The organism is Lysobacter hankyongensis (assembly GCF_039543145.1).
Classification (GTDB): Bacteria; Pseudomonadota; Gammaproteobacteria; order Xanthomonadales; family Xanthomonadaceae; genus Lysobacter_I; species Lysobacter_I hankyongensis.
Window position 1 is genome coordinate 47038 of record NZ_BAABJE010000009.1, and the last position, 19630, is coordinate 66667.

The following is a 19630-nucleotide window of genomic DNA, read 5'->3' on the forward strand; positions in this document are numbered from 1 at the left end:
CGGCGTTGGGGTATTGTCGCCCGATGGCGCAGGCCCCGCACCCGATCCGGATCAAATCGGCGCGAGCACCGGCGGCGGAGCGACCGCCGGGCTTCGCGGCGACCGTGGTCGCGCAGGCGCTCGACGACGCGCTGGCCCACGACGCCCGGGTGTTCGCCATCGCCGGGCTGCAGGGCGCCGGAAAATCCACGCTCGCCGCACAGATGGCCGCACTGGCGCGTTCGCGCGGACTGCGGGTCGCGACACTGTCGATCGACGACGTGTATTTCGGCCCGCGCCAGCGCGGACGGATGGCGCGCGACATCCATCCGCTGCTGGCGACGCGCGGCCCGCCGGGCACCCATGACCTCGCGCTGGCCTGCGACACGCTGGACGCGCTTCGCGCGGGCCTCGCGACGCGGCTGCCGCGCTTCGACAAGCGCAGCGATCGCCGCCTGCCGCCTTCGCGCTGGCCGGCCGCGGGCGTCGTCGATCTGGTGCTGTTCGAGGGCTGGTGCCTGCAGGTCCCGCCGGAACCGGCCGCCGCGCTGCGCACGCCGATCAATGCGCTGGAGCGCGACGAGGACCCGGATGGCGTCTGGCGCACGTACTGCAACGAGGCGCTCGGCCGCGACTACCCGACCCTGTGGAACCGCATCGACCGCCTGCTGTGGCTGCAGCCGCCGGGCTTCGCGCCGGTGCTCCGCTGGCGCCGCGAGCAGGAGGTCCGGATCGGCGGAACGATGTCGCCGGCCGGGGTCGAACGCTTCGTGCAGCACTTCGAACGCCTGAGCCGCCAGGCGCTGCGCACGCTGCCGGAGATCGCCGCGCGCACGCTGACGCTGGACGCGCGGCGACGCATCCGGGCCGATCGGGCATGAAACGCGCGGCGGCGCAATTATTCGACGACGAAACTCACGCGCATGTTCACCCGCCACTCCAGCACGTTGCCGGCATCGTCGATGACAACCTTGGTCTCGTTCACCCATGCGCCCTTGATGTTCTTGACCGACTCGGCGCATTTCTTCAGACCGGTGCGGACGGCGTCTTCGAAGCCGGTGGCGGATGCGGCGTTGATTTCGATGATCTTGGCGATGGACATGGCGCGATTCCTCGACCGATCCGGCGAATGCCGGACCGGTAGCGTACGCCTGCGCTGTTAAAATGCCGTCCATGGAATCCGCACCGCATCTCGTCCTGGTCGGCCCGATGGGCGCCGGCAAGAGTTCGATCGGCCGCCGGCTGGCGCGCACGTGTGGGCTGCCGTTCGTCGATCTGGACCGCGAGATCGAAACCCGTGCCGGCACCGACATTCCGATGATCTTCGCCCACGAGGGCGAGGCCGGTTTCCGCCGCCGCGAGCGCGAAACCTTGGCAGACCTGCTGGAAGGCGCGCCCTGTGTCTTGGCCACCGGCGGCGGCGCGGTGCTCGATCCCGACAATCGCGCACGCATGCGTCGGCGGGGGTTCGTGGTGTACCTGTGCATCGACGTGGACACACAGTTGGCGCGCCTGGCCAACGACCGCAGTCGCCCGCTGATCGTTGCCGACGACCGCGAGGCGGTACTCCGCCGACTGGCGGCCGAACGCGGCCCACTGTACGACGCCGTCGCCGATCTGACATTCCCGCCCACCGACCCCGGGCCGGCCGAAGCGACGTCACGATTGGCGGCTATGCTGGCGGACCGCTGGCCCCGCACCGTCGCCCCTGCCCCCGCTCCGGACCCGACATGACCGCATCCGCTCCGCGCATCGTCCACATCGGCGGCGCCCACCCCTACACCATTTCGATCGGCGAGGGCCTGCTGGACGACGGCAGCGCGCTGACCGCGCGCATCCGCGGCCGCCACGTGCTGATCGTGAGCGACGAACACGTCGCACCGCTGTTCGCGCGTCGGGTCGAGATCGCGCTCCACAACGCCCGCCCCGACCTGCGCGTGGACCGGTTCGTGATCCCGCCGGGCGAACAGGCCAAGACCCTCGCCCGGTTCGGCGACGCCATCGACGCGCTGGCCGCGCTCGGCGCCACCCGCGACGCCTGCGTCCTCGCGCTGGGCGGTGGCGTGGTCGGCGACCTCGCCGGCTTCGCCGCGGCGTGCTGGATGCGCGGCATCGACTGCATCCAGTTGCCCACCTCGCTGCTGGCGATGGTGGATTCCTCGGTCGGCGGCAAGACCGCGGTCGACCTGCCGCAGGGCAAGAACCTGGTCGGCGCCTTCCATCCGCCGCGCGCCGTCTTCGCCGACCCCTCGGCGCTGGACACGCTGCCGGAGCGCGAACTGCGCGCGGGCCTGTCCGAAGTGATCAAGTACGGCGCGATCGTGGATGCGCCGTTCCTCGACTGGCTGGAAGCGAACGCCGCGCCCCTGCTGGCCCGCGAACGCGAGGCGCTGGTCGAGGCCATCGCCCGCAGTTGCCTGCACAAGGCCACGATCGTCGAACACGATCCGTTCGAACACGGCGAGCGCGCGCTGCTGAATTTCGGCCACACCTTCGGCCATGCCATCGAGGCCGAGCAGGGGTACAGCGGCGCCGGCAACGATGCCCTCAATCATGGCGAGGCCGTGGCCGTGGGCATGGTCTTGGCGACACGGCTGTCCGCGCACCTCGGCATGGCCCCGGCCGCCGACGCCGAACGTCTGCGCGCGCTGCTGACCCTGTACGGCCTGCCGACGACGCTGCCGGCCGGACTGGACGCCGACCGGTTGATCCAGCGCATGCGCCTGGACAAGAAGGCCCATGCCGCCGGCCTGCGTTTCGTGCTGTGGGAACGTGCCGGCGCGGCGCGGATCGTCGACGGCGTGCCCGAAGACGCGGTGCTGGAAACCCTGCTGGAAGGCTGAACCGACCCCGGAACGGGCGGCTGCCCTTACAATCCGCGGATGCGCATCCTTCTGCAACAACGCCCTGACGGCCCCGAAGCCCCACGCTTCGTGCAGTTGCAACTCGAAGCCGACCTGCTGGGCGGCTGGACCGTGATCCGCGAAAGCGGACAAATCGGCAAACGCAGCACGTTGAAGCGCGAGCAGTATCTCGATCAGGCCAGCGCGCTCGCCGCATTCGAGCGCGCCCGCGATCAGACGCTGAAGAAAGGTTTCCAGCTGGTCTTCGCGCAAGGCGTCGACGCACCGAACTGACCCGCACGCACGGCCGCCCGAACGGCACCGCCGCGCCCCACCCCGCACCCAGAGAGCTTCCGTGACCCAGGCCTCCCCGCTTCGCAACGATCGTTTCCTGCGCGCCCTGCGCCGCGAATCCGTGGACCGCACGCCGGTCTGGCTGATGCGTCAGGCAGGACGTTATCTGCCGGAATACCGCGCCACCCGCAAACAGGCCGGCAGCTTCCTGGCGATGGCGAAGAATCCCGAACTGGCCTGCGAAGTCACCCTGCAACCGCTGCGCCGCTTTCCGCTGGACGCCGCCATCCTGTTTTCCGACATCCTCACCGTGCCCGATGCGATGGGCCTGGGCCTGTATTTCGCCGACGGCGAAGGCCCGAAATTCGAACGCCCGGTGCGGACCGCCGAGGACGTGGCGAAACTCGCCGTGCCGGACATGGAAACCGAGCTGCGTTACGTGATGGACGCGGTGCGCACGATCCGCCGCGAACTCGATGGCGCCGTGCCGCTGATCGGCTTCTCCGGCAGCCCGTGGACGCTGGCCTGCTACATGGTCGAAGGCGGCGGCAGCGACAACTTCTCGAAGATCAAGGCGATGGCGCTGAACGCGCCCGGGCTGCTGCATCGCATCCTCTCGGTGAACACCGACGCGGTGATCGCCTACCTCGCCGCACAGCGCGCGGCCGGCGCGCAAGCACTGCAGGTCTTCGACACCTGGGGGGGCGTGCTGAGCCCGGCGATGTATCGCGAATTCTCCCTGCCTTATCTCGTGCGCATCGCCCGCGAACTCGAACGCGGCGACGGCGCCGAGCGCACGCCGCTGATCCTGTTCGGCAAGGGCAACGCCGCGTACCTCGAAGACCTCGCCGCCTCCGGCAGCGAAGCCGTGGGCGTGGACTGGCTGATCGAACTGGGCGACGCCGCGCGCCGCACCGGCGGCCAGGTCGCGCTGCAGGGCAATCTCGATCCCGCGACGCTCTACGGCTCGCCCGCCGCGATCCGCGAGGAAGTCCGCCGCGCCCTCGACAGCTATGCCGCCGGCAACGGCGGCTCGCGCGACGGCCACGTCTTCAATCTCGGCCACGGCATGTCGCCGGACATGGATCCCGACCACGTCGCCGCGCTGGTGGACGCGGTGCACGCGATCAGCGCGAGGTAAGGCGGCTACTGGCGAATCCGCAGCCGGATCGTCGGACATGCAAGGACCTCGTACCCTCCGCGCACGTCATCTCTAGGGAGTCGACTATCCATCCGTCGGCGACGGAGACGATTGCCCCGCGATGGCCTCCGCAAGCAGTTCGCCGGTCAGCGGCTTGCGCAGGAACGCATCGAAGCCGGCATCCATCGCCTGCGGCTCCGCCTCGGCGTCGGCACGGGCGGTGATCGCGATCATCGGGCGATCGAAGCCCTGCGCACGCAGCTGGCGCGCGAGCGCGAGGCCATCCATGCCCGGCAGATCGAGATCGATCAGCGCCAGATCGAAACGCTGCGTGGCGTTCGCGGTCAGCGCCGCCAGTGCGTGGCCGACATGGGACGCGCGATGACTCTGCGCCTGCAGCAGGCCGATGATCACGTCGGCGACGATGGCGTCGTCTTCCACCAGCAGGACGTTGCGGGGAACCGCTTCGCGGGTGCCCGCCACCGCGGGCGAAGACAGCGGGCGCACGGCGCGCTCGATCGGCAGGCGCACGACGAAGCACGCACCCTCGCCCGGCACGCTCGAAACATCGATGCCGCCGCCCATCGCCACGGCCAGTTCCTCGCAGATCGCCAGTCCCAACCCGCTGCCGCCATAACGACTCGCGGTGCGCGCGCCTTCGGCCTGTTCGAAACGTCGGAACAGGCGCTGCTGCTGCTCGGCGTCGAGCCCCGGGCCGGTATCGCGAACGATGCAGCGCAGGCCCTGCGGCAGCAGCGGCTCGATCGACAGCGAGACTTCGCCCCGGGCGGTGAATTTCACCGCATTGCCCAGCAGATTGAGCAGAATCTGGCGGACGCGCGTCGGGTCCCCGCACCAGCCGCCGCGCGCTTCTTCCGCGACGACGACGGCGAAGCGCACGCCCTTGCGCTCCGCCAGCGGGCGCATCAACTCCGCGACCTCATCCACCAGCGCATCGAGCGGGAAATCCACGGCATCCAGTTCGAAACGCCCGGCCTCGATCCGCGCCAGATCCAGCGCGTCGTTCACCAGCCGCAGCAGATGCTCGCCGGCACGGCGGATCGCCCAGACCTGTCCCTGCTGCCGGTCGTCGAGCCGCGTCGTGAGCAGCAGCTCGCTCATTCCGAGCACACCGGTCATCGGCGTGCGCACCTCATGCCCCAGATTGGCGACAAAGCGACTCTTCGCCTCGGACGCCGCTTCAGCCAACTCGCGCTTCTGTCGGATCAACTGATACTCGTGCCGACGCTTCAGCCGCATGCGATCCAGATACGCCAGCCACCACACCAATGCCGAAGCGATGAAGGCATACAACAGCAACGCCCACCAACGACGCCACCACGGCGCTTCGACCACCAGCGAGATCCGCTGCGTCGGCGACCATACGCCATCGGCATTCGCGCCCTGGATTTCGAGGCGGTAATCACCGGGCGGCAGCGAAGAGAACACACGCTCGCCGCGATCGCCCTGCATCACCCAGTCCGGATCGTAGCCTCTGAGGCGGAAGCGATAACGATGCGCCGCGGGATCGACAAACGACATCACCCGCGCGACCACGCGAAGGTCGCGGTCACCGGGTCGCATCGTCACGCCGACACCATCCGCACCGGTGCGATCGAATGCCACCGTATCCTCGCCGCGGCGCAGTTCGATCGCCTCGATCGCCAACGGAGATGCCCGCGGCTCCGGCAGAGGCCGCTCGGGATCGAAGAGCACGAGCCCGTGCTTCGAGATGGCGAGCGCCGGTCCGGAGGCTCCCCTCTGCGGCGCATCGATCGAATAGTCGATATCGGGGAGCCCGTCGTGAGGCCCGTAGCTTCGCGCCCGCTTCGCCTCGATGTCGTACTGGATCAGACCGCGCGTCGTCGACAGCCACAGATGGCGATCTCCAGCGGCGAGAATGCCGGACACGCGCACCGCCGGCAGATCTCCTTCGCCCAATCGCGCTTTGAACACCAGACGCCCGGCCTGCCATGCGTAACGCTCGATCGCCCCGGCACGCGCCAGCCAGAGATCATTCGCGGGCGTGATCGCGAACGCGTCGACGCCCTCGCCCGAGGAAATCGGAACGGGCACGAAACGCGCGCCGTCCCAACGCCGAAGCACTCGCCCATCGGACAACCACGGCTCGCCGTCGGGGCCGAGCTGCAGTTTTGCGTAGTCCCGCTCGGAAGCACCGATAGTCAATTCAGGCGAGATATCTCGAAACAATATTCCGTCCCGGCCATAAACCCGGATCGCCCCGCCAAAGAACGAAACCCATAGACGACCATGGCGATCACAATAAACAGACCTGGGCGTACGTGATCCATCATCGGGGAAATCTATATCTCGAAGGCCGACATAATTTTTCGCATCAAACTCCAAGAGACTTTCAAAGCTTTGAATCCAGACCCGGCCATCATCACATTTTGCTATGGATTGAAACCACTCCACCCCCAGAGAATCAGCGCTCGCTATTGGCTTCAACTCTTTTTTGTAGCTACTTATTTTATACAGCATTCGACTACCAACAACCCAAAAACCACCATTGCCATCCTCAACTGTAGCAGCCATATCTGCCTGTTCGGCAGGCTGCCCGCCAATTTCATCTATAACCGAAAACCGACCTTTATTTATAGGCAAGAAAGAAATTCCTTGAGAGTATGAAGCAGCCCAAATTCCACCCTCATTATCAAAAACCATGGCGAAGACACCGCTACTCAGGCCATTACTTTCTTTGCCACCATGCAGCAATACCGGAGAATGAGCTCTGGAGTTTGCATGAAATAAACCAATAGCCGTTCCAATCCAATATCCACCAACTGCATCCCTACGAACGATAGCATTATCAGAAAGCGGTGGAAGACGCCAGGGTGAGCGCATTATATTTTCACTTGAATCGACAAAGAAAAGCCCACGATCCGTCCCAATCCACAAGCCACCATCATCACCATTCGTGATAGAAAAAACCTGCGCTCGACCAAGCACTTCTGGAGCCAGCTCTATCAGAAGACCACCACGGCGTCGCCATAACCCAACATCCGTACCGACAAGCCACTCACCCGGAGATATGTAAGTTAAGGCAGTCGGTACCGCAGAGACCGAAGACTTCTTCGAGGTGACGACTGTCAGACGAACGCGACCAACCATATCCAGCTCACAAATCACGCCTGAATAAGAACTGATAATCACGCCATCATTGCCAGCACTAACCGCAGTAACTTCTTTCCCACATTGTGAATTTTCATCGCTAAATACTATTTTTTTGAAAAAACGACGCTCGCGATCTAAAACACTCAGATAATCGGACGAAATCACCCACACCCGATCCTCGCCATCGATCGCCAGGGAAATCAGGTCGTTGTCGGGCAATGAAGTATCGACGCCGACCTCGTGGCGCCAGAACCGGAAGCGTTCACCGTCGTAGCGGGCGAGACCGTCGCTGGTCGCCAACCAGACATAACCCTGCCGGTCGACGGCAAGGTCGTTGATGTACATCGGCAGGCCGTGCTCGGGGCCGAAACGGACGAAACGCGGCTCGACCGCCGGCAGCGTCGTTTCCGGCCGAGCGGCCTGCGACGCGAATGCCGCCAGCAGCGCGCACAAGCCGCATATGACGGAGGCCACGCCCCGCATCGTCCTGCGCAGTCCCATGCTGCGTGCGCTTCCGTCGCCCATGCGTCTCCTGAACATCGTCCCTGCGTCGCCCCCGGCCCGTGCCGCAATGCTTCGTTGCATTCCGGTGCGGACGTATCCTGCGGCATCGCCCTAGAATCGGGCAAACCTCCCGCAAGGCCGCCCCATGTCCTTCGCCCGCCACGCCACCCTCGTTCTGCTGGCCTACCTGCCGTTGGCCGCCACGGCCGCGGACGGGCCCGAGCACTACCGACTCGACCCGGTCCACACCCGGGTGATGTTCGCGATCGACCACGCCGGTTTTTCGAAGGCCATCGGCACGGTTTCCGGCAGCACCGGCACGCTCACGTTCGACCCCGACGACTGGCACAGCGCGCAGTTGAAGGCGAGCGTGCCGATGGACCGGATCGACCTGGGCGACGCCGCCTGGAACAAGGCCACCCTCGCCGGCAATCTGCTGGACGCGGAAGACCATCCGACCGCGGAGTTCGTCTCAACCCAGGTCGAACCGCTCGCCCCGGACCGCGCCACCGTCCACGGCACCCTGACCCTGCGCGGCGTGTCGCGCGAGGTCGCGCTCGACGTGACGCTCAACGCCGCCAAGCGCCACCCGCTGCCGCCGTTCCGGCGCACGGTCGGGTTCTCGGCGACGGCCACCCTCAGCCGCAAGGCCTTCGGCATCGACGCCTGGCCGACGGTGATCGGCGACCGCGTTGAATTGCGGATCGAGGCCGAAGCGGTGCGGAGCCGGTCCGACGGCGACGACAAGGACGCAACCGATCCGCCCGATCCCGCCTCTTCCCCTGCGGACAGCCCGCCCGAAACGGCCCCCGACACCACTACGGAACCCGCGCCATGAGCCTCAAGAACACCGCCGACCGCTGGGGCGGCATCAGTCAGCTGCTGCACTGGACTATCGCCATCCTGATCCTGGTCATGGCCTATCTCGGGCTGACGATGGGCGATCTGCCCAACGGCCCGGACAAGATCAAGACCTATGCGCTGCACAAATCGATCGGCATCACCATCCTCGCCCTCGTCGCGTTGCGCCTGCTGTGGCGTCTGTATGCGGGCACGCCCAGGCCGGTGCCGGGTTCGCCGCGCTGGCAGGAACGCATCGCATCGCTGACCCACGCCGCGATCTACCTGCTGCTGTTCGCCATTCCGCTCAGCGGCTGGGTGCTGAATTCGGCCGCGGGCTTTCCGCTGCGGTGGTTCGGCCTGGTGAATCTGCCGCACATCGTCGGCGAAAGCCACGACCTGCACGAGCTGGCCGAGGAAGCGCACGAACTGATGTTCTGGATGCTGGCGCTGCTGGTCGTGGCCCATGCCGGCGCCGCGTTCTATCACCACATCTTCCAGCGCGACGCGACCCTTGCCCGCATGCTGCCGCGCGGCTGGCTGCGCACGGACGACGCAACCGATCCGGCGCCAACGCCCTCTTCTTCCGGCACCCCCGCAGAATGACTTTCCGAGGAACACCACCGATGCCGCACAAGACTCTGCATGCCCTGACCCTGGGGGCCGCGCTCGCGCTGGCCGCCGCACCCGCGTTCGCCGCGAACTACGTCCAGGCCAAGGGCTCCACCCTCACGTTCACCGGCCAGTACCAGGGCGAGGCCTTCAACGGCCGTTTTCCGGGCTTCGCCACCGTGTTCTCGTTCGACCCGGCGAAACCCGCGGGCTCTCGACTGACGGTGGTCATCCCGCTGGCCAGCGCCACCGCCGGCAATCCCGACTACGACGGCGAACTGCGCGGGTCGGCATTCTTCGACAGCAAGAAATTCCCGCAGGCGCGCTACACCGCGACGACGTTCCGCAGCCTGGGCGGCAACAAATACGCCGCCGACGGCACCCTCAGCCTGCGCGGCGTGAGCAAACCCGTGACCCTGACCTTCACGTGGACCGCGGGCGCGCAGCCGGTGCTGGCCGGCACCGCGGTCGTGAAGCGGCTCGATTTCGGCGTGGGCGGCGGCGAGTGGGCCGACACCGGGGTGATCCCGAACGAAATCCGGATCGCGACGAAGGTCGTGTTCCAGCCGAAATAAGCCGGCGGCGCTCACTTCGCCGCGGGCGTCTCCGGCGGCAGCGGACGCAGGGTATAGACCAGCGCGCCGAGCATGTCGCCGGCGCGCTGTTTTTTGTGGCAACCGAGGCATTCGTCCGCGGCGCGGATCGGCCCGGTGACGCGCAGGCCATCCTCTTCCTTGCGCACCACCAGCCGCTCGCCCGCGGACAGCGCGCGCAGCGCCGCCTGTTCTTCCGGACGCAGCGGCCGGCCTTTCGGGCCCGACATCGCAGGCATGCCTGCCTCGACGTGCTGGAAGCCCTGGAACGCCGAGGAGAACACCTGGGGCGGATCGTGTTTCGCGATCCCGATCAACGACACATCGACGACCCACAGCCCGGTTTCGCCGTGCGTCCTGTAGCGCTGCATCGCGCGCATCATCGGCGTGATCCGGGTGCGGCCGAAACCGGCGCTGTCGACGAAGGCCAGCACGAAGTCGTCGTGCATCCGCAGCAGATCGCGCGGCGGCCCCTCGCGCGACATCGCCAGCGACCAGCCCATGGTCGCCACGCCCGCCAGCAGCGCGGCCAGACCGCAACGCATCGCCCATGCACGCATCATCGATCCGCTCCCCGTGTGGACTCCGCGGATCGTACCGCGAACCCCGCTGCGCTCCGCGCGTCGAACGGCCAATCGAGTTCCTGCCCATCGGCGCCGCGCAGCACCGGCACGCGATGGCCGTAAGCCGCTTCCAGCGCCGCGTCGTCGTCGATGAACACGCTCTCGAACGCAGGCAGCCGCGCCTCGGCCAGCACCGCCAGCGCGAGATCGCACAGATGGCAATCGTCGCGTTGATACAGCACGAACGCGGGAGTTCTGGACACCATACGCCACCGTCGCTGCGGCAAGGACAATGGCGCATAGAATACGCACCTCCCGCGCCCGGAGCACCGTCGGCGCGGCAGACACAACGACACCGGAATCCGCGCATGGCCGTCAGCACCTTCGACCTGTTCAAGATCGGCATCGGTCCGAGTTCGTCGCACACCGTCGGCCCGATGCGCGCCGCCTGCCGCTTCGCCCATCGCTGGCTGGCGGAGAGCGGCGATCTCGCCCGCACCGCCCGCGTGCGTGCGGAGGTCTTCGGATCGCTCGCGCTGACCGGCCGCGGACACGGCACCGACAAGGCGGTGCTGATGGGGCTTGAAGGCCACTGGCCGAACGCGATCGATCCGGACGTCATTCCCGAGGCGCTCGCCCGCATCCGCGGCGAAAAAAGGATTCGTCTGCTCGGCAGCCACGAGATCGGCTTCGACGAGAAGCACGACCTGATCATGAACAAACGGCAGAAACTGCCGTTCCACACCAACGGCATGCGCTTCACCGCGTTCGACGCCGACGGCGCGACGATCGCCACCCGCGATTACTATTCGGTCGGCGGCGGTTTCGTCGTCAACCAGGACGAAGCCGCGGAAGACCGCATCGTCGCCGACACCACCGAGCTGCCCTATCCATTTTCCAGCGGCGGCACGCTGCTGGAACAGTGCGAGCGCAACGGCCTGAACATCGCCGACCTGATGTTCGCCAACGAACATGCCTGGCGCTCCGGCACCGAGATCCGCCAGGGTCTGCGCGAGATCTGGGAGGCGATGCAGGCCTGCGTGCTGCGCGGCATCCGCGAGACCGGCACCCTGCCGGGCGGCCTGCACGTGATCCGGCGCGCGCCCAGCCTGCAGGCGGAACTGTCGGCGAAACCCGAAGCGGCGATGCGCGACCCGCTGACCGTGCTCGACTGGGTGAATCTGTACGCGCTCGCGGTCAACGAAGAGAACGCCGCCGGCGGTCGCGTCGTCACCGCGCCCACCAACGGCGCCGCCGGCATCATCCCGGCCGTGCTGCATTACTACGACCGCTTCTGCGCCGGCGCGAACGAACAGGGCGTCTTCGACTTCCTGCTCACCGCCGCGGCCATCGGCATCCTCTACAAGGAAAACGCGTCGATCTCCGGCGCCGAAGTCGGCTGCCAGGGCGAAGTCGGCGTGGCCTGTTCGATGGCCGCCGCCGGCCTCACCGCCGCCCTCGGCGGCACCCCGGGACAGGTGGAGAACGCCGCGGAAATCGGCATGGAACACAACCTCGGCCTCACCTGCGACCCGATCGGCGGCCTGGTGCAGATCCCGTGCATCGAACGCAACGCGATGGGCGCGGTGAAGGCGATCAACGCCTCGCGCATGGCCCTGCGCGGCGACGGCAAACACAAGGTCAGCCTCGACAAGGTGATCAAGACCATGCGCGACACCGGCCGCGACATGCAGGACAAGTACAAGGAAACCAGCCGCGGCGGGCTGGCGGTGAACGTCATCGAGTGCTGAGCGGCAGGTTTCGCCCGTCGTCTCACCGGGCACGGTGACGGCGCGGCCATCGCCATGACGGGCAAGCCGTCGGGGGCGGAATCGGGAATGGCCCTGGCGATGAGGTCGGCATGGCCGCCGGACGGCGGGCCCATCCGCGTCACGCCCGAGCCCCCCTCGCCTCGGGCGACCCGGACATGCGCCCCGCCCGACGTCCGCCCCCATCATCCGCGAAGAAATCGATTTCCATCGCGCGATTTCGACCAATGGCCATGCCCCGACCGCTTGCAGGGCCATTGCCCGGGCGTACACTCGGCAGGTGACCGGGCTGGTAAGGGGCCACCCGATGCGCCGTTTCCTGATCTTCTCCGCAGCCTACTTCGTCGGCGCGTGGTACGCGGCCGCGTTCGTCGGTGTGGGTGCGGACGTCACCCTGCTGTGGCCGCCCGCCGGCATCGCGTTCGCCGTGACCCTGCGCTACGGCCCCCGCTGGTCGCTGATCGCGGTGTTGCCGGTGCTGCTGATGCATTGGCTGCTGGCGCCGGTCCCGCCGATCTTTCTCCCGTTTTCGCTGCTGAGCAATGTGCTGGGCGCGCTCGCCGGCCATTACGCCTGCGCGCGGTGGAAGGACCTCGACAATCCGTTGAGCATGCGCAGCGGCTTCAGCATCCTGCTCGGCGGGATGGTGATGTCGCTGGTGTCGGGACTCATCGGGAGCAGCGGACTGGTCGCGGCACAGATGCTGGATGCCCACGATTTCTGGCCGGCCTGGGCCAAGTGGGGACTGGGCGACCTGCTCGGCATCATGACCCTGGGGCCGGTGGTGCTGTTCTTCACCGACCCGGCGCCGAAGCACCGCGCGCGACACCGACCGATCGCGACCTATGCGTCCAGACGGGAAAAGACCATCTGGCTGGGCTGCCTGCCGGCGTCCTATCTGGCGATCTATCTCGTGGGCATCCAGAGCAGCCCTTATGCCTACGGGTTGGTCGCGCTGCCGCTGGGCGTACTGCTGTGGAGCGCCATCCGCTTCGAGCCGATCTGGTCGATCCTGGGCAACTCGGCGACGGTCTTCGTGCTGATCTCGCTTGCCGGGCTGGGTCTGGCCGGATTTCCGCCGCCGCACGACACGTTGGAAGCCGCGATGCTGCTCGGCTCGATGTGCGTGTTCGCGAATGTCCCGATCACGCTGATGGCGGCGATGGCGCAGCAGCGCGCCGCGAACCTGCGCGCGTTGCGACGCGCGACCACCGACGAGGCCACCGGGTTGCCGAACCGGGCCGCGTTCGAGTCGGCGATGAAGCTCGCCATGATCCGCACGGGTCGGCAGCAGGGGCTGGCCTATCTCGACCTGGATCATCTCAGCGTCATCAACGACACCACCGGCCACGCGGCCGGCGACGCCATGCTGCACGGCATCGGCTCGTTGCTGCGCGCGGAAATCGGCATGGACGGCGAGGTGTTCCGCATCGGCGGCGACGAATTCGCCCTGCTCCTGATCGGCGATGCCATGCAGGTGCGCGAACAGGTCGACCATGTCCGCCAGGCGATCGAGCAATACCGTGTCGGCTGGCATGGCCGGGTGCTCAACGTCACGGCCAGCATCGGCGTGGTGCCGTTTCGCGCGGGCGAAACCGGACGCCGCGACCTGCTGTCCCTGGCCGACACCGCCTGTTTCACCGCCAAGGAGCTGGGCGGCAACCGGGTCTGCAACGTCGACGACGCACACGGCGGCCCGCTGGACCGCACCGAGGCCATGCGCTGGGCGGTGCGCATCCGCGAAGCGCTCGATCGCGGGCTGTTCGAGTTGCACTGCCAGTCGATCTCGCCCTTCGCCGGCGCCGGCACGCACGAACCGCGACACATCGAAATCCTGCTGCGCATGCGCGATCCGGCGAGCGGCCAACTGCTGCCGCCCGGACAGTTCATTCCCGCCGCGGAACGTTTCCAGTTGGGCGTGGCGCTGGATCGCCACGTGATCGAACTCGCGCTGCGCTGGTTCGAATCGCGTCCCGAGGCCGCGGCGCGGATCGGGCTGTGCGCGATCAATCTCACCGCCGCGTCGATGGTCGACGAATCGTTCCGCGAATTCCTCATCGCCCGCGTCCGTCGCAGCACGCTGCCCGCGCGAAAACTCTGCTTCGAGATCACCGAGACCAGCGCGGCCCGGGATTTGTCGCGCGCGCAGGAACTGATCATGGAGCTGCGCGCGCTGGGCTGCGCGTTCGCGCTGGACGACTTCGGCACCGGCTTCTGCTCGTTCGACTACCTGCGTTCGCTCGATGTCGACTATCTGAAGATCGACGGCAGCTTCATCCGCAATCTCGCCGACTCCGAACTGTCCGCGGCGGTCGCGCGCTCGATCGCCGACATCGCGCACGTGCTCGACAAGAAGACCATCGCCGAACAGGTCGAAAACGAAGCCGTGCTGCAGACCCTGCGCACGCTCGGCATCGATTATGCGCAGGGATATTTCCTGCATCGTCCGCAGCCGCTGGACGACTATTTCCGCGAAACGGGCGACGCCTTCGCGCCTGCGACCGCGATCTCAGCGACCGGCTGAAGCGGAGGCGGAAGCGGAGGCAATCTCGAGCGCATCGTCGAGCAGCGCCGCGGCGGTCACCTCCGCGCCCGCGCCCGGCCCCTGGATCACCAGCGGCTGCTCGCGATAGCGATCGGACCAGATCGCGACGCGGTTGTCGGTACCGGCGCCGCCGGCCAACGGATGCGTCGCCGGCAGCGATTCCAGCCCGACCCGGGCGCGACCGCGCTCGAATCGCGCGACGAAGCGCAGCCTTTCGCCGCGCTTGTAGGCGTCGGCGTAACGCGCGCGCAGCGACGCGTCGAGCTGCGGCAGCGCGGCATCCACCTCGGAGGCGCGCAACGCCGCGAGCGCAGGCGAGATCAGCGAGTCGACCTCGACATCGGCGCTGTCGAGCGCGAAGCCCGCGGCGCGGGCAAGGATCAGCAGCTTGCGACGCACGTCTTCGCCGCTGAGATCGTCGCGCGGATCCGGTTCGGTGTAGCCGGCCTCGCGGGCCTGGCGCACGAAGCCGGAAAACGGGCGCAGACCGTCGTACTGGTTGAACAGCCATGCCAGCGAACCCGACAGCACCCCGGCGATGCCGTGGATGCGATCGCCGCCGACCTGCAGCGCACGCAACGAGGTGAGCAACGGCAGACCGGCGCCGACGGTGGCGCGATCGCCATAGCATGCGGCGCCCGCGGCGCAGGCCTCGCGGATGGCGCGCCAGCGCGCGAGCGACGTGCCCTGACCGAGCTTGCAGGCGGTGACGACGTGGATGCCGTCGGCGAGCCATCCGGTTTGCCGCTCGGCGACGGCATCGCTCGCGGTGGCGTCGATCACGATGCGCGTCCCGCGGGCACCGAGCACGCGCGCGACATCGCCCAGCGATGCGGCTTCGGCCGTCGCTTCACGCCAATCGCATCCGTCGGGCGAGGATCGGAACACATGACGCGAATTGGCGACATGCGCCAGTTGCAGGCGTTCGCCGAGCGGCGCGCCCCGCCAGGCCGCGAGCCGCGCCAGCACCGCCGTGCCGACCGTGCCGGTACCCAGCAGCGCGACCCGCGCCGGCGCGCCGCCGGCAGCGGGCCTCGGTGTCCGCCGCGACGCGACGGGCGTGCGGGTCGCGATCGCGGCGGCGGTCATACCGCGACCTGTTTCGACGGCTGTTTTCCCGCTTCGATCACCGCGTACGCGCGATCGAGCGCGGCGGCGATGTCGGCGACCAGATCGTCCGCATGCTCGATGCCCACCGACAGCCGCAGCAGACCGTCGCCGATGCCGGCGGCGGCGCGCGCCTCGGCGGTCATCGCCGCGTGCGTCATCGTCGCCGGATGCGCGATCAGACTTTCGACGCCGCCCAGCGATTCGGCCAGGGTGAAATATTCGAGACCTTCGATGAAGGCGCGCACGGCCTCCGCGTCGCCGTCGAGTTCGAGGCTGAGCATCGCACCGAAGCCCTTCTGCTGACGCGCCGCCACCGCATGACCGGGATGCGAGGCCAGGCCCGGATAGTGCAGCGCGCGCACCGCCGGGTGCGCCTGCAGCAGCGTCACCAGCGCAGCGGTATTTTCCTGGTGCGCGCGCAGGCGCACGTCCAGCGTGCGCAATCCGCGCAGCGTCAGGAAGCTGTCGAACGGCGCGCCGGTGATGCCCAGCGCGTTCGCCCACCACACCAGTTGCGCATGCTGATCGGCGTCTTTCGCCACCGCCGCGCCGCCGACCACATCGCTGTGGCCGTTGATGTACTTGGTGGTCGAATGCACCACGAAATCGGCGCCGAACGCGATCGGCGTCTGCAGCGCGGGCGACAGGAAGGTGTTGTCGACCACGGCCAGCGCGCCCGCGGCATGCGCCGTCTCGATCACGAAGCGCAGATCGGTGATGCGCAGCAGCGGATTCGACGGCGTCTCGATCCACACCACCTTCGGCTTCTGCGCGAGCGCGTCGGCCAGCGCGCGCGGGTCGGTGAAGTCGATCGTCGACAATTCGAAGGCGCCCTTCTTCGCCAGGGCATTGAACAACCGCCAGCTGCCGCCGTAGGCATCGTGCGGCACGACCAGACGGTCGCCCGGCTGCAGCAGCGCGTGCAGCAACAGCGTGATCGCGGACATGCCGGTGGACGTGACCACCGCGCCGGCACCGCCTTCCAGTTCGGCCAGCGCCTCGGCCAGCAGGTCGCGGGTCGGGTTGCCGCTGCGGGTGTAGTCGTACTGCCGCTTCTCGCCGAAGCCGGCGAAGCTGAAATTCGAGGACAGCACCAGCGGCGGCGTGACCGCGCCGAAGGCGGTATCGCGGTCGATGCCCGCACGCACGGCGCGGGTGGCGGCGCGGGCGCCGGACGTGTCGAGCCCGACCGTGTCGAGGCCGGCCGTGTCGAGGCCGATCGCTTCGAGGCTCATGCCGCACCTCCGCACGCGCCCTGCAGCGCGGCATCGAGCGCACCGACGATCACATCGCCGATCGCGCGGGTCTCGATGAGGAAGGCGTCATGGCCGAATTTCGAGCGCAGCACGTGGATCTCGCCACGCGGCAGCGCTTCGCTCAGCGCGAACAGATCCTCCAGCGGCACCAGCCGGTCCTCGGCGATGGCGACCACGGTGGTCGGCACGCCGACTTCGCGCGGTTCGACCCGATGCAGATCGATCGATTCGGACAGCCGCAGGAACGCGGTCGGCGACGTGCGCGCGACCCAGGTCGCAGCGCAGTGTTCGAGATAATCCTCGGCGGCCACGCGCACGCGGTCGTGGGCGACGGTCGGCGCCGCGTCGAAGCGCTCGGCGAATTCGGCCGGCGTGCGGTAACTCAGCATCGCCAACTGCCGCGCCAGCGCCAGCCCCTGCGATTCGTCGCACTGCAGTTGACCCAGGGCCACCGCCTGGCGCTGCAGCGCGCGCCACGCGCTGGCATAGGGATGGGAACGATGCGCACCGCTGATCGCGACCAGCCGGCCGACGCGCCGCGGATGGCGCGCGGCGAACTGCAGGCCGACCATCGCACCGTAGGAACTGCCCACGAACGCGGCGACCGCGGCGATGCCCAGGGCGTCGAGCACGGCGGCGATGGCGTCGGCCTGGTCGGCGCTGTCGATCACCGCATCCAGGCGGCCGTCCGCGCCCAGCCAGTCGATGGCGAGCACCCGCAGGCGCGCGGTATCGAGGCCGACGCCGCTCTGGCTCTGCCACCAGCCGGCTTCGGGAAAGGCATCGCTGGCGATCACATGCCGATGCGCCGAGATCCCGCCGGCCGCCAGCACCACCGGCGCATCGGCCGGCCCGACCAGTTCGTACGCGATCTGCAGATCGTGCTCGCCGCCATGGCGCAGGCGCAGACGCGCGGGCACGCGGCCACGGACCGCCTGCGGCGGTGCGGGGATATCGGAAGAGAAAGGGCGACACTCGAAAGCCCGCACATCGGCGGCGTGCGATTCGGTGTAGGCGGCGAAGGTCATGGCGGTCTCCGGGGCGATGAGGGCCATCGAAGCCGCGGGGAGACCGGAGACATGCTGCTGCGTACGGAAAAAAAGACACGAGCCCGCGACGCGCAACCATCTTTACGGCGGACACAGGGTCCCCGCAGGAGTTGGCACCTTGTGGAAGCCACGCGTGAGCGTCGCCTCCATCAGGTTGCCCCGGCGTCTTCGGGCCTGTCCCTCAGCCGGTCTTGATGGATGGCCGCAGCTTGCCCGAGCTTTTCGTCGATGTCAATCGCTTCATGCGGATAGAGCGATGCCAATCGCAGCGTCTGTCCCGTCTTCGGGGATTCGGCGATACTTGGCACGATGCGTATCGCCTCTTTCGGCCCGCTGGCGGCCCTTCTCATCGCCCTTCCCCTGTCTTCCTGCGCGGCGCCCCGCCATGGCCCCGCGCCACCGATCACGCCGACCGTCATCGCCGAAACCTATGTGTCCGCGCAAAACCCGGGGGAAGAGCTCGATTCGCTCGCCACGTGGCGCCACCCCGACGGCACCATCTGGCTGATCGCGACCGCGAAATCGTCCCATCGTCTGGTGGTCTTCGACGCCGCCAGCGGCACGCGACTGCGCGATGTCGGCGCCAAGGGCAGCGAGCCGGGCCAGTTCCGGCGGCCGAACGGCATCGCCGTGCACGGCGACCTGCTGTTCGTGGCCGAACGCGACAATCACCGCATCCAGGTCCTGTCGCTGCCGACCTTCCGGCCGCTCGGGTCGTTCGGACAGCCCGCGCTGCGCTCGCCCTACGGGCTGTGGCTGAATCCGCTGGCCGACGGCGCCATCGAGGTCTACGTCACCGACAATTTCATGGACGGCGAACGTTTCGATGTGGTGCCGCCGCTGACGCAACTGGACCAGCGCGTGCGCCGGTATCGGGTGCGGATCGCCGAGGACGGCGCCCCGCGCGCGGAGGAGACGGGCCATTTCGGCGATACCGGCGAGAACAACGCGCTGCGGATCGTGGAATCCATCGCCGGCGACGCCGCGCACGACCGCCTGCTGATCGCCGACGAGTACCAGCCGCAATCGACCCTGCGCGAGTACACCCTGACCGGGCGCGCCACCGGCCGGCGACTGCCCGACGACACCTTCGCCTTCGAGGCCGAAGGCGTCGCTTTGTGGGCCTGCCGCAACGACCGTGGCTATTGGGTGTCGGTCGACCAGTTGTCGCCCCTCACCGTCTTCCATTTCTTCGACCGCAGGACGCTCACGCGGGTCGGCAGCTTCACCGGCCGCACCGTCGCCGCCACCGACGGCATCGCCCTGCACGCCGCACCGAGCGCCGCGTTTCCCAAGGGTGCGCTGTTCGCGGTGCACGACGATACTTCCGTGGCCGCGTTCGACCTGGGCCAGGTCGCGGCGGCGCTGAAGCTCGACCGCAATTGTCTCTAGCGTCG

At 68.0% G+C, this 19630-nt stretch carries 18 protein-coding genes and 1 riboswitch; of the genes, 11 read left to right on the forward strand and 7 right to left on the reverse strand.

What is annotated here, in order from left to right; genetic code table 11:
* The first annotated feature begins 23 nt into the window (after window positions 1-23).
* On the forward strand, window positions 24-860 hold the full coding sequence (locus tag ABD974_RS09455) for a kinase (RefSeq protein WP_345303067.1): 837 nt from the start codon (window positions 24-26) through the stop codon (window positions 858-860).
* 17 nt (window positions 861-877) lie between these two features.
* On the opposite strand, the gene ABD974_RS09460 is transcribed toward ABD974_RS09455, so the two are convergent.
* Entirely contained in the window at window positions 878-1081 is a 204-nt protein-coding gene (locus tag ABD974_RS09460; protein ID WP_345303068.1) for a dodecin family protein, read from the reverse strand.
* Window positions 1082-1152: 71 nt separating this feature from the next.
* Between ABD974_RS09460 and ABD974_RS09465 the strand changes: the two genes are divergently transcribed.
* From ABD974_RS09465 to hemE, 4 genes are all read left to right on the forward strand, one after another.
* Window positions 1153-1713 (forward strand): shikimate kinase, encoded by a 561-nt coding sequence (locus ABD974_RS09465; protein ID WP_345303069.1) that lies wholly within the window; start codon window positions 1153-1155, stop codon window positions 1711-1713.
* Entirely contained in the window at window positions 1710-2822 is a 1113-nt protein-coding gene (gene aroB / locus ABD974_RS09470) for a 3-dehydroquinate synthase (RefSeq protein WP_345303070.1), read from the forward strand. Before ABD974_RS09465 ends, aroB begins: the two co-directional genes overlap by 4 nt.
* 39 nt (window positions 2823-2861) lie before the next feature.
* The gene (locus tag ABD974_RS09475; RefSeq protein WP_345303071.1) at window positions 2862-3116 is read left to right on the forward strand and encodes a WGR domain-containing protein; all 255 of its coding nucleotides are present in this window, start codon (window positions 2862-2864) and stop codon (window positions 3114-3116) included.
* A 61-nt stretch (window positions 3117-3177) separates the two neighbouring features.
* A complete protein-coding gene (gene hemE / locus ABD974_RS09480; protein WP_345303072.1) occupies window positions 3178-4257 on the forward strand; it encodes a uroporphyrinogen decarboxylase in 1080 nt (359 codons plus the stop codon).
* An 84-nt stretch (window positions 4258-4341) separates the two neighbouring features.
* Here the strand turns inward: hemE and ABD974_RS09485 are convergent, their stop codons facing one another.
* Window positions 4342-7917, reverse strand: a complete 3576-nt coding sequence (locus ABD974_RS09485) for a sensor histidine kinase (RefSeq protein ID WP_345303073.1) — start codon at window positions 7915-7917, stop codon at window positions 4342-4344.
* 124 nt (window positions 7918-8041) lie between these two features.
* On the opposite strand from ABD974_RS09485, the gene ABD974_RS09490 reads away from it, so the two are divergent.
* From ABD974_RS09490 to ABD974_RS09500, 3 genes are read left to right on the forward strand one after another with little or no spacing between them, the layout of a single operon-like run.
* The gene (locus ABD974_RS09490; RefSeq protein ID WP_345303074.1) at window positions 8042-8734 is read left to right on the forward strand and encodes a YceI family protein; all 693 of its coding nucleotides are present in this window, start codon (window positions 8042-8044) and stop codon (window positions 8732-8734) included.
* Window positions 8731-9342: a cytochrome b gene (locus ABD974_RS09495; protein ID WP_345303075.1), complete on the forward strand. Its 612-nt coding sequence runs from the start codon at window positions 8731-8733 to the stop codon at window positions 9340-9342. Before ABD974_RS09490 ends, ABD974_RS09495 begins: the two co-directional genes overlap by 4 nt.
* 20 nt (window positions 9343-9362) lie before the next feature.
* Complete coding sequence (locus ABD974_RS09500) at window positions 9363-9923, forward strand: YceI family protein (protein ID WP_345303076.1); 561 nt, start codon at window positions 9363-9365, stop codon at window positions 9921-9923.
* An 11-nt stretch (window positions 9924-9934) separates the two neighbouring features.
* On the opposite strand, the gene ABD974_RS09505 is transcribed toward ABD974_RS09500, so the two are convergent.
* Both ABD974_RS09505 and ABD974_RS09510 read right to left on the reverse strand, forming a co-directional pair.
* Window positions 9935-10504 carry a hypothetical protein gene (locus ABD974_RS09505; protein WP_345303077.1) on the reverse strand — a complete coding sequence of 190 codons (570 nt, stop codon included), beginning with the start codon at window positions 10502-10504 and terminating at the stop codon, window positions 9935-9937.
* On the reverse strand, window positions 10501-10767 hold the full coding sequence (locus tag ABD974_RS09510) for a glutaredoxin family protein (protein ID WP_345303078.1): 267 nt from the start codon (window positions 10765-10767) through the stop codon (window positions 10501-10503). Before ABD974_RS09510 ends, ABD974_RS09505 begins: the two co-directional genes overlap by 4 nt.
* Window positions 10768-10872: 105 nt before the next feature.
* On the opposite strand from ABD974_RS09510, the gene ABD974_RS09515 reads away from it, so the two are divergent.
* Window positions 10873-12255 carry an L-serine ammonia-lyase gene (locus tag ABD974_RS09515; protein WP_345303079.1) on the forward strand — a complete coding sequence of 461 codons (1383 nt, stop codon included), beginning with the start codon at window positions 10873-10875 and terminating at the stop codon, window positions 12253-12255.
* 325 nt (window positions 12256-12580) lie between these two features.
* Window positions 12581-14797 (forward strand): bifunctional diguanylate cyclase/phosphodiesterase, encoded by a 2217-nt coding sequence (locus tag ABD974_RS09520; RefSeq protein WP_345303080.1) that lies wholly within the window; start codon window positions 12581-12583, stop codon window positions 14795-14797.
* On the opposite strand, the gene ABD974_RS09525 is transcribed toward ABD974_RS09520, so the two are convergent.
* Genes ABD974_RS09525 through metX form a run of 3 tightly spaced genes read right to left on the reverse strand, consistent with a single transcriptional unit; the run spans window position 14783 to window position 18212 of the window.
* Window positions 14783-15892: a homoserine dehydrogenase family protein gene (locus tag ABD974_RS09525; RefSeq protein ID WP_345303116.1), complete on the reverse strand. Its 1110-nt coding sequence runs from the start codon at window positions 15890-15892 to the stop codon at window positions 14783-14785. The genes ABD974_RS09520 and ABD974_RS09525 overlap by 15 nt on opposite strands.
* A gap of 11 nt (window positions 15893-15903) precedes the next feature.
* A complete protein-coding gene (locus ABD974_RS09530; protein ID WP_345303081.1) occupies window positions 15904-17163 on the reverse strand; it encodes an O-succinylhomoserine (thiol)-lyase in 1260 nt (419 codons plus the stop codon).
* Entirely contained in the window at window positions 17160-18212 is a 1053-nt protein-coding gene (gene metX / locus ABD974_RS09535) for a homoserine O-succinyltransferase MetX (RefSeq protein WP_345303082.1), read from the reverse strand. The genes ABD974_RS09530 and metX overlap by 4 nt, the downstream gene beginning before the upstream one ends.
* A gap of 93 nt (window positions 18213-18305) precedes the next feature.
* Window positions 18306-18434, reverse strand: a riboswitch (SAM riboswitch).
* 231 nt (window positions 18435-18665) lie between these two features.
* Here metX and ABD974_RS09540 point away from each other — a divergent pair.
* The gene (locus ABD974_RS09540) at window positions 18666-19625 is read left to right on the forward strand and encodes a phytase (protein WP_345303083.1); all 960 of its coding nucleotides are present in this window, start codon (window positions 18666-18668) and stop codon (window positions 19623-19625) included.
* The last annotated feature ends 5 nt before the right edge of the window (window positions 19626-19630 follow it).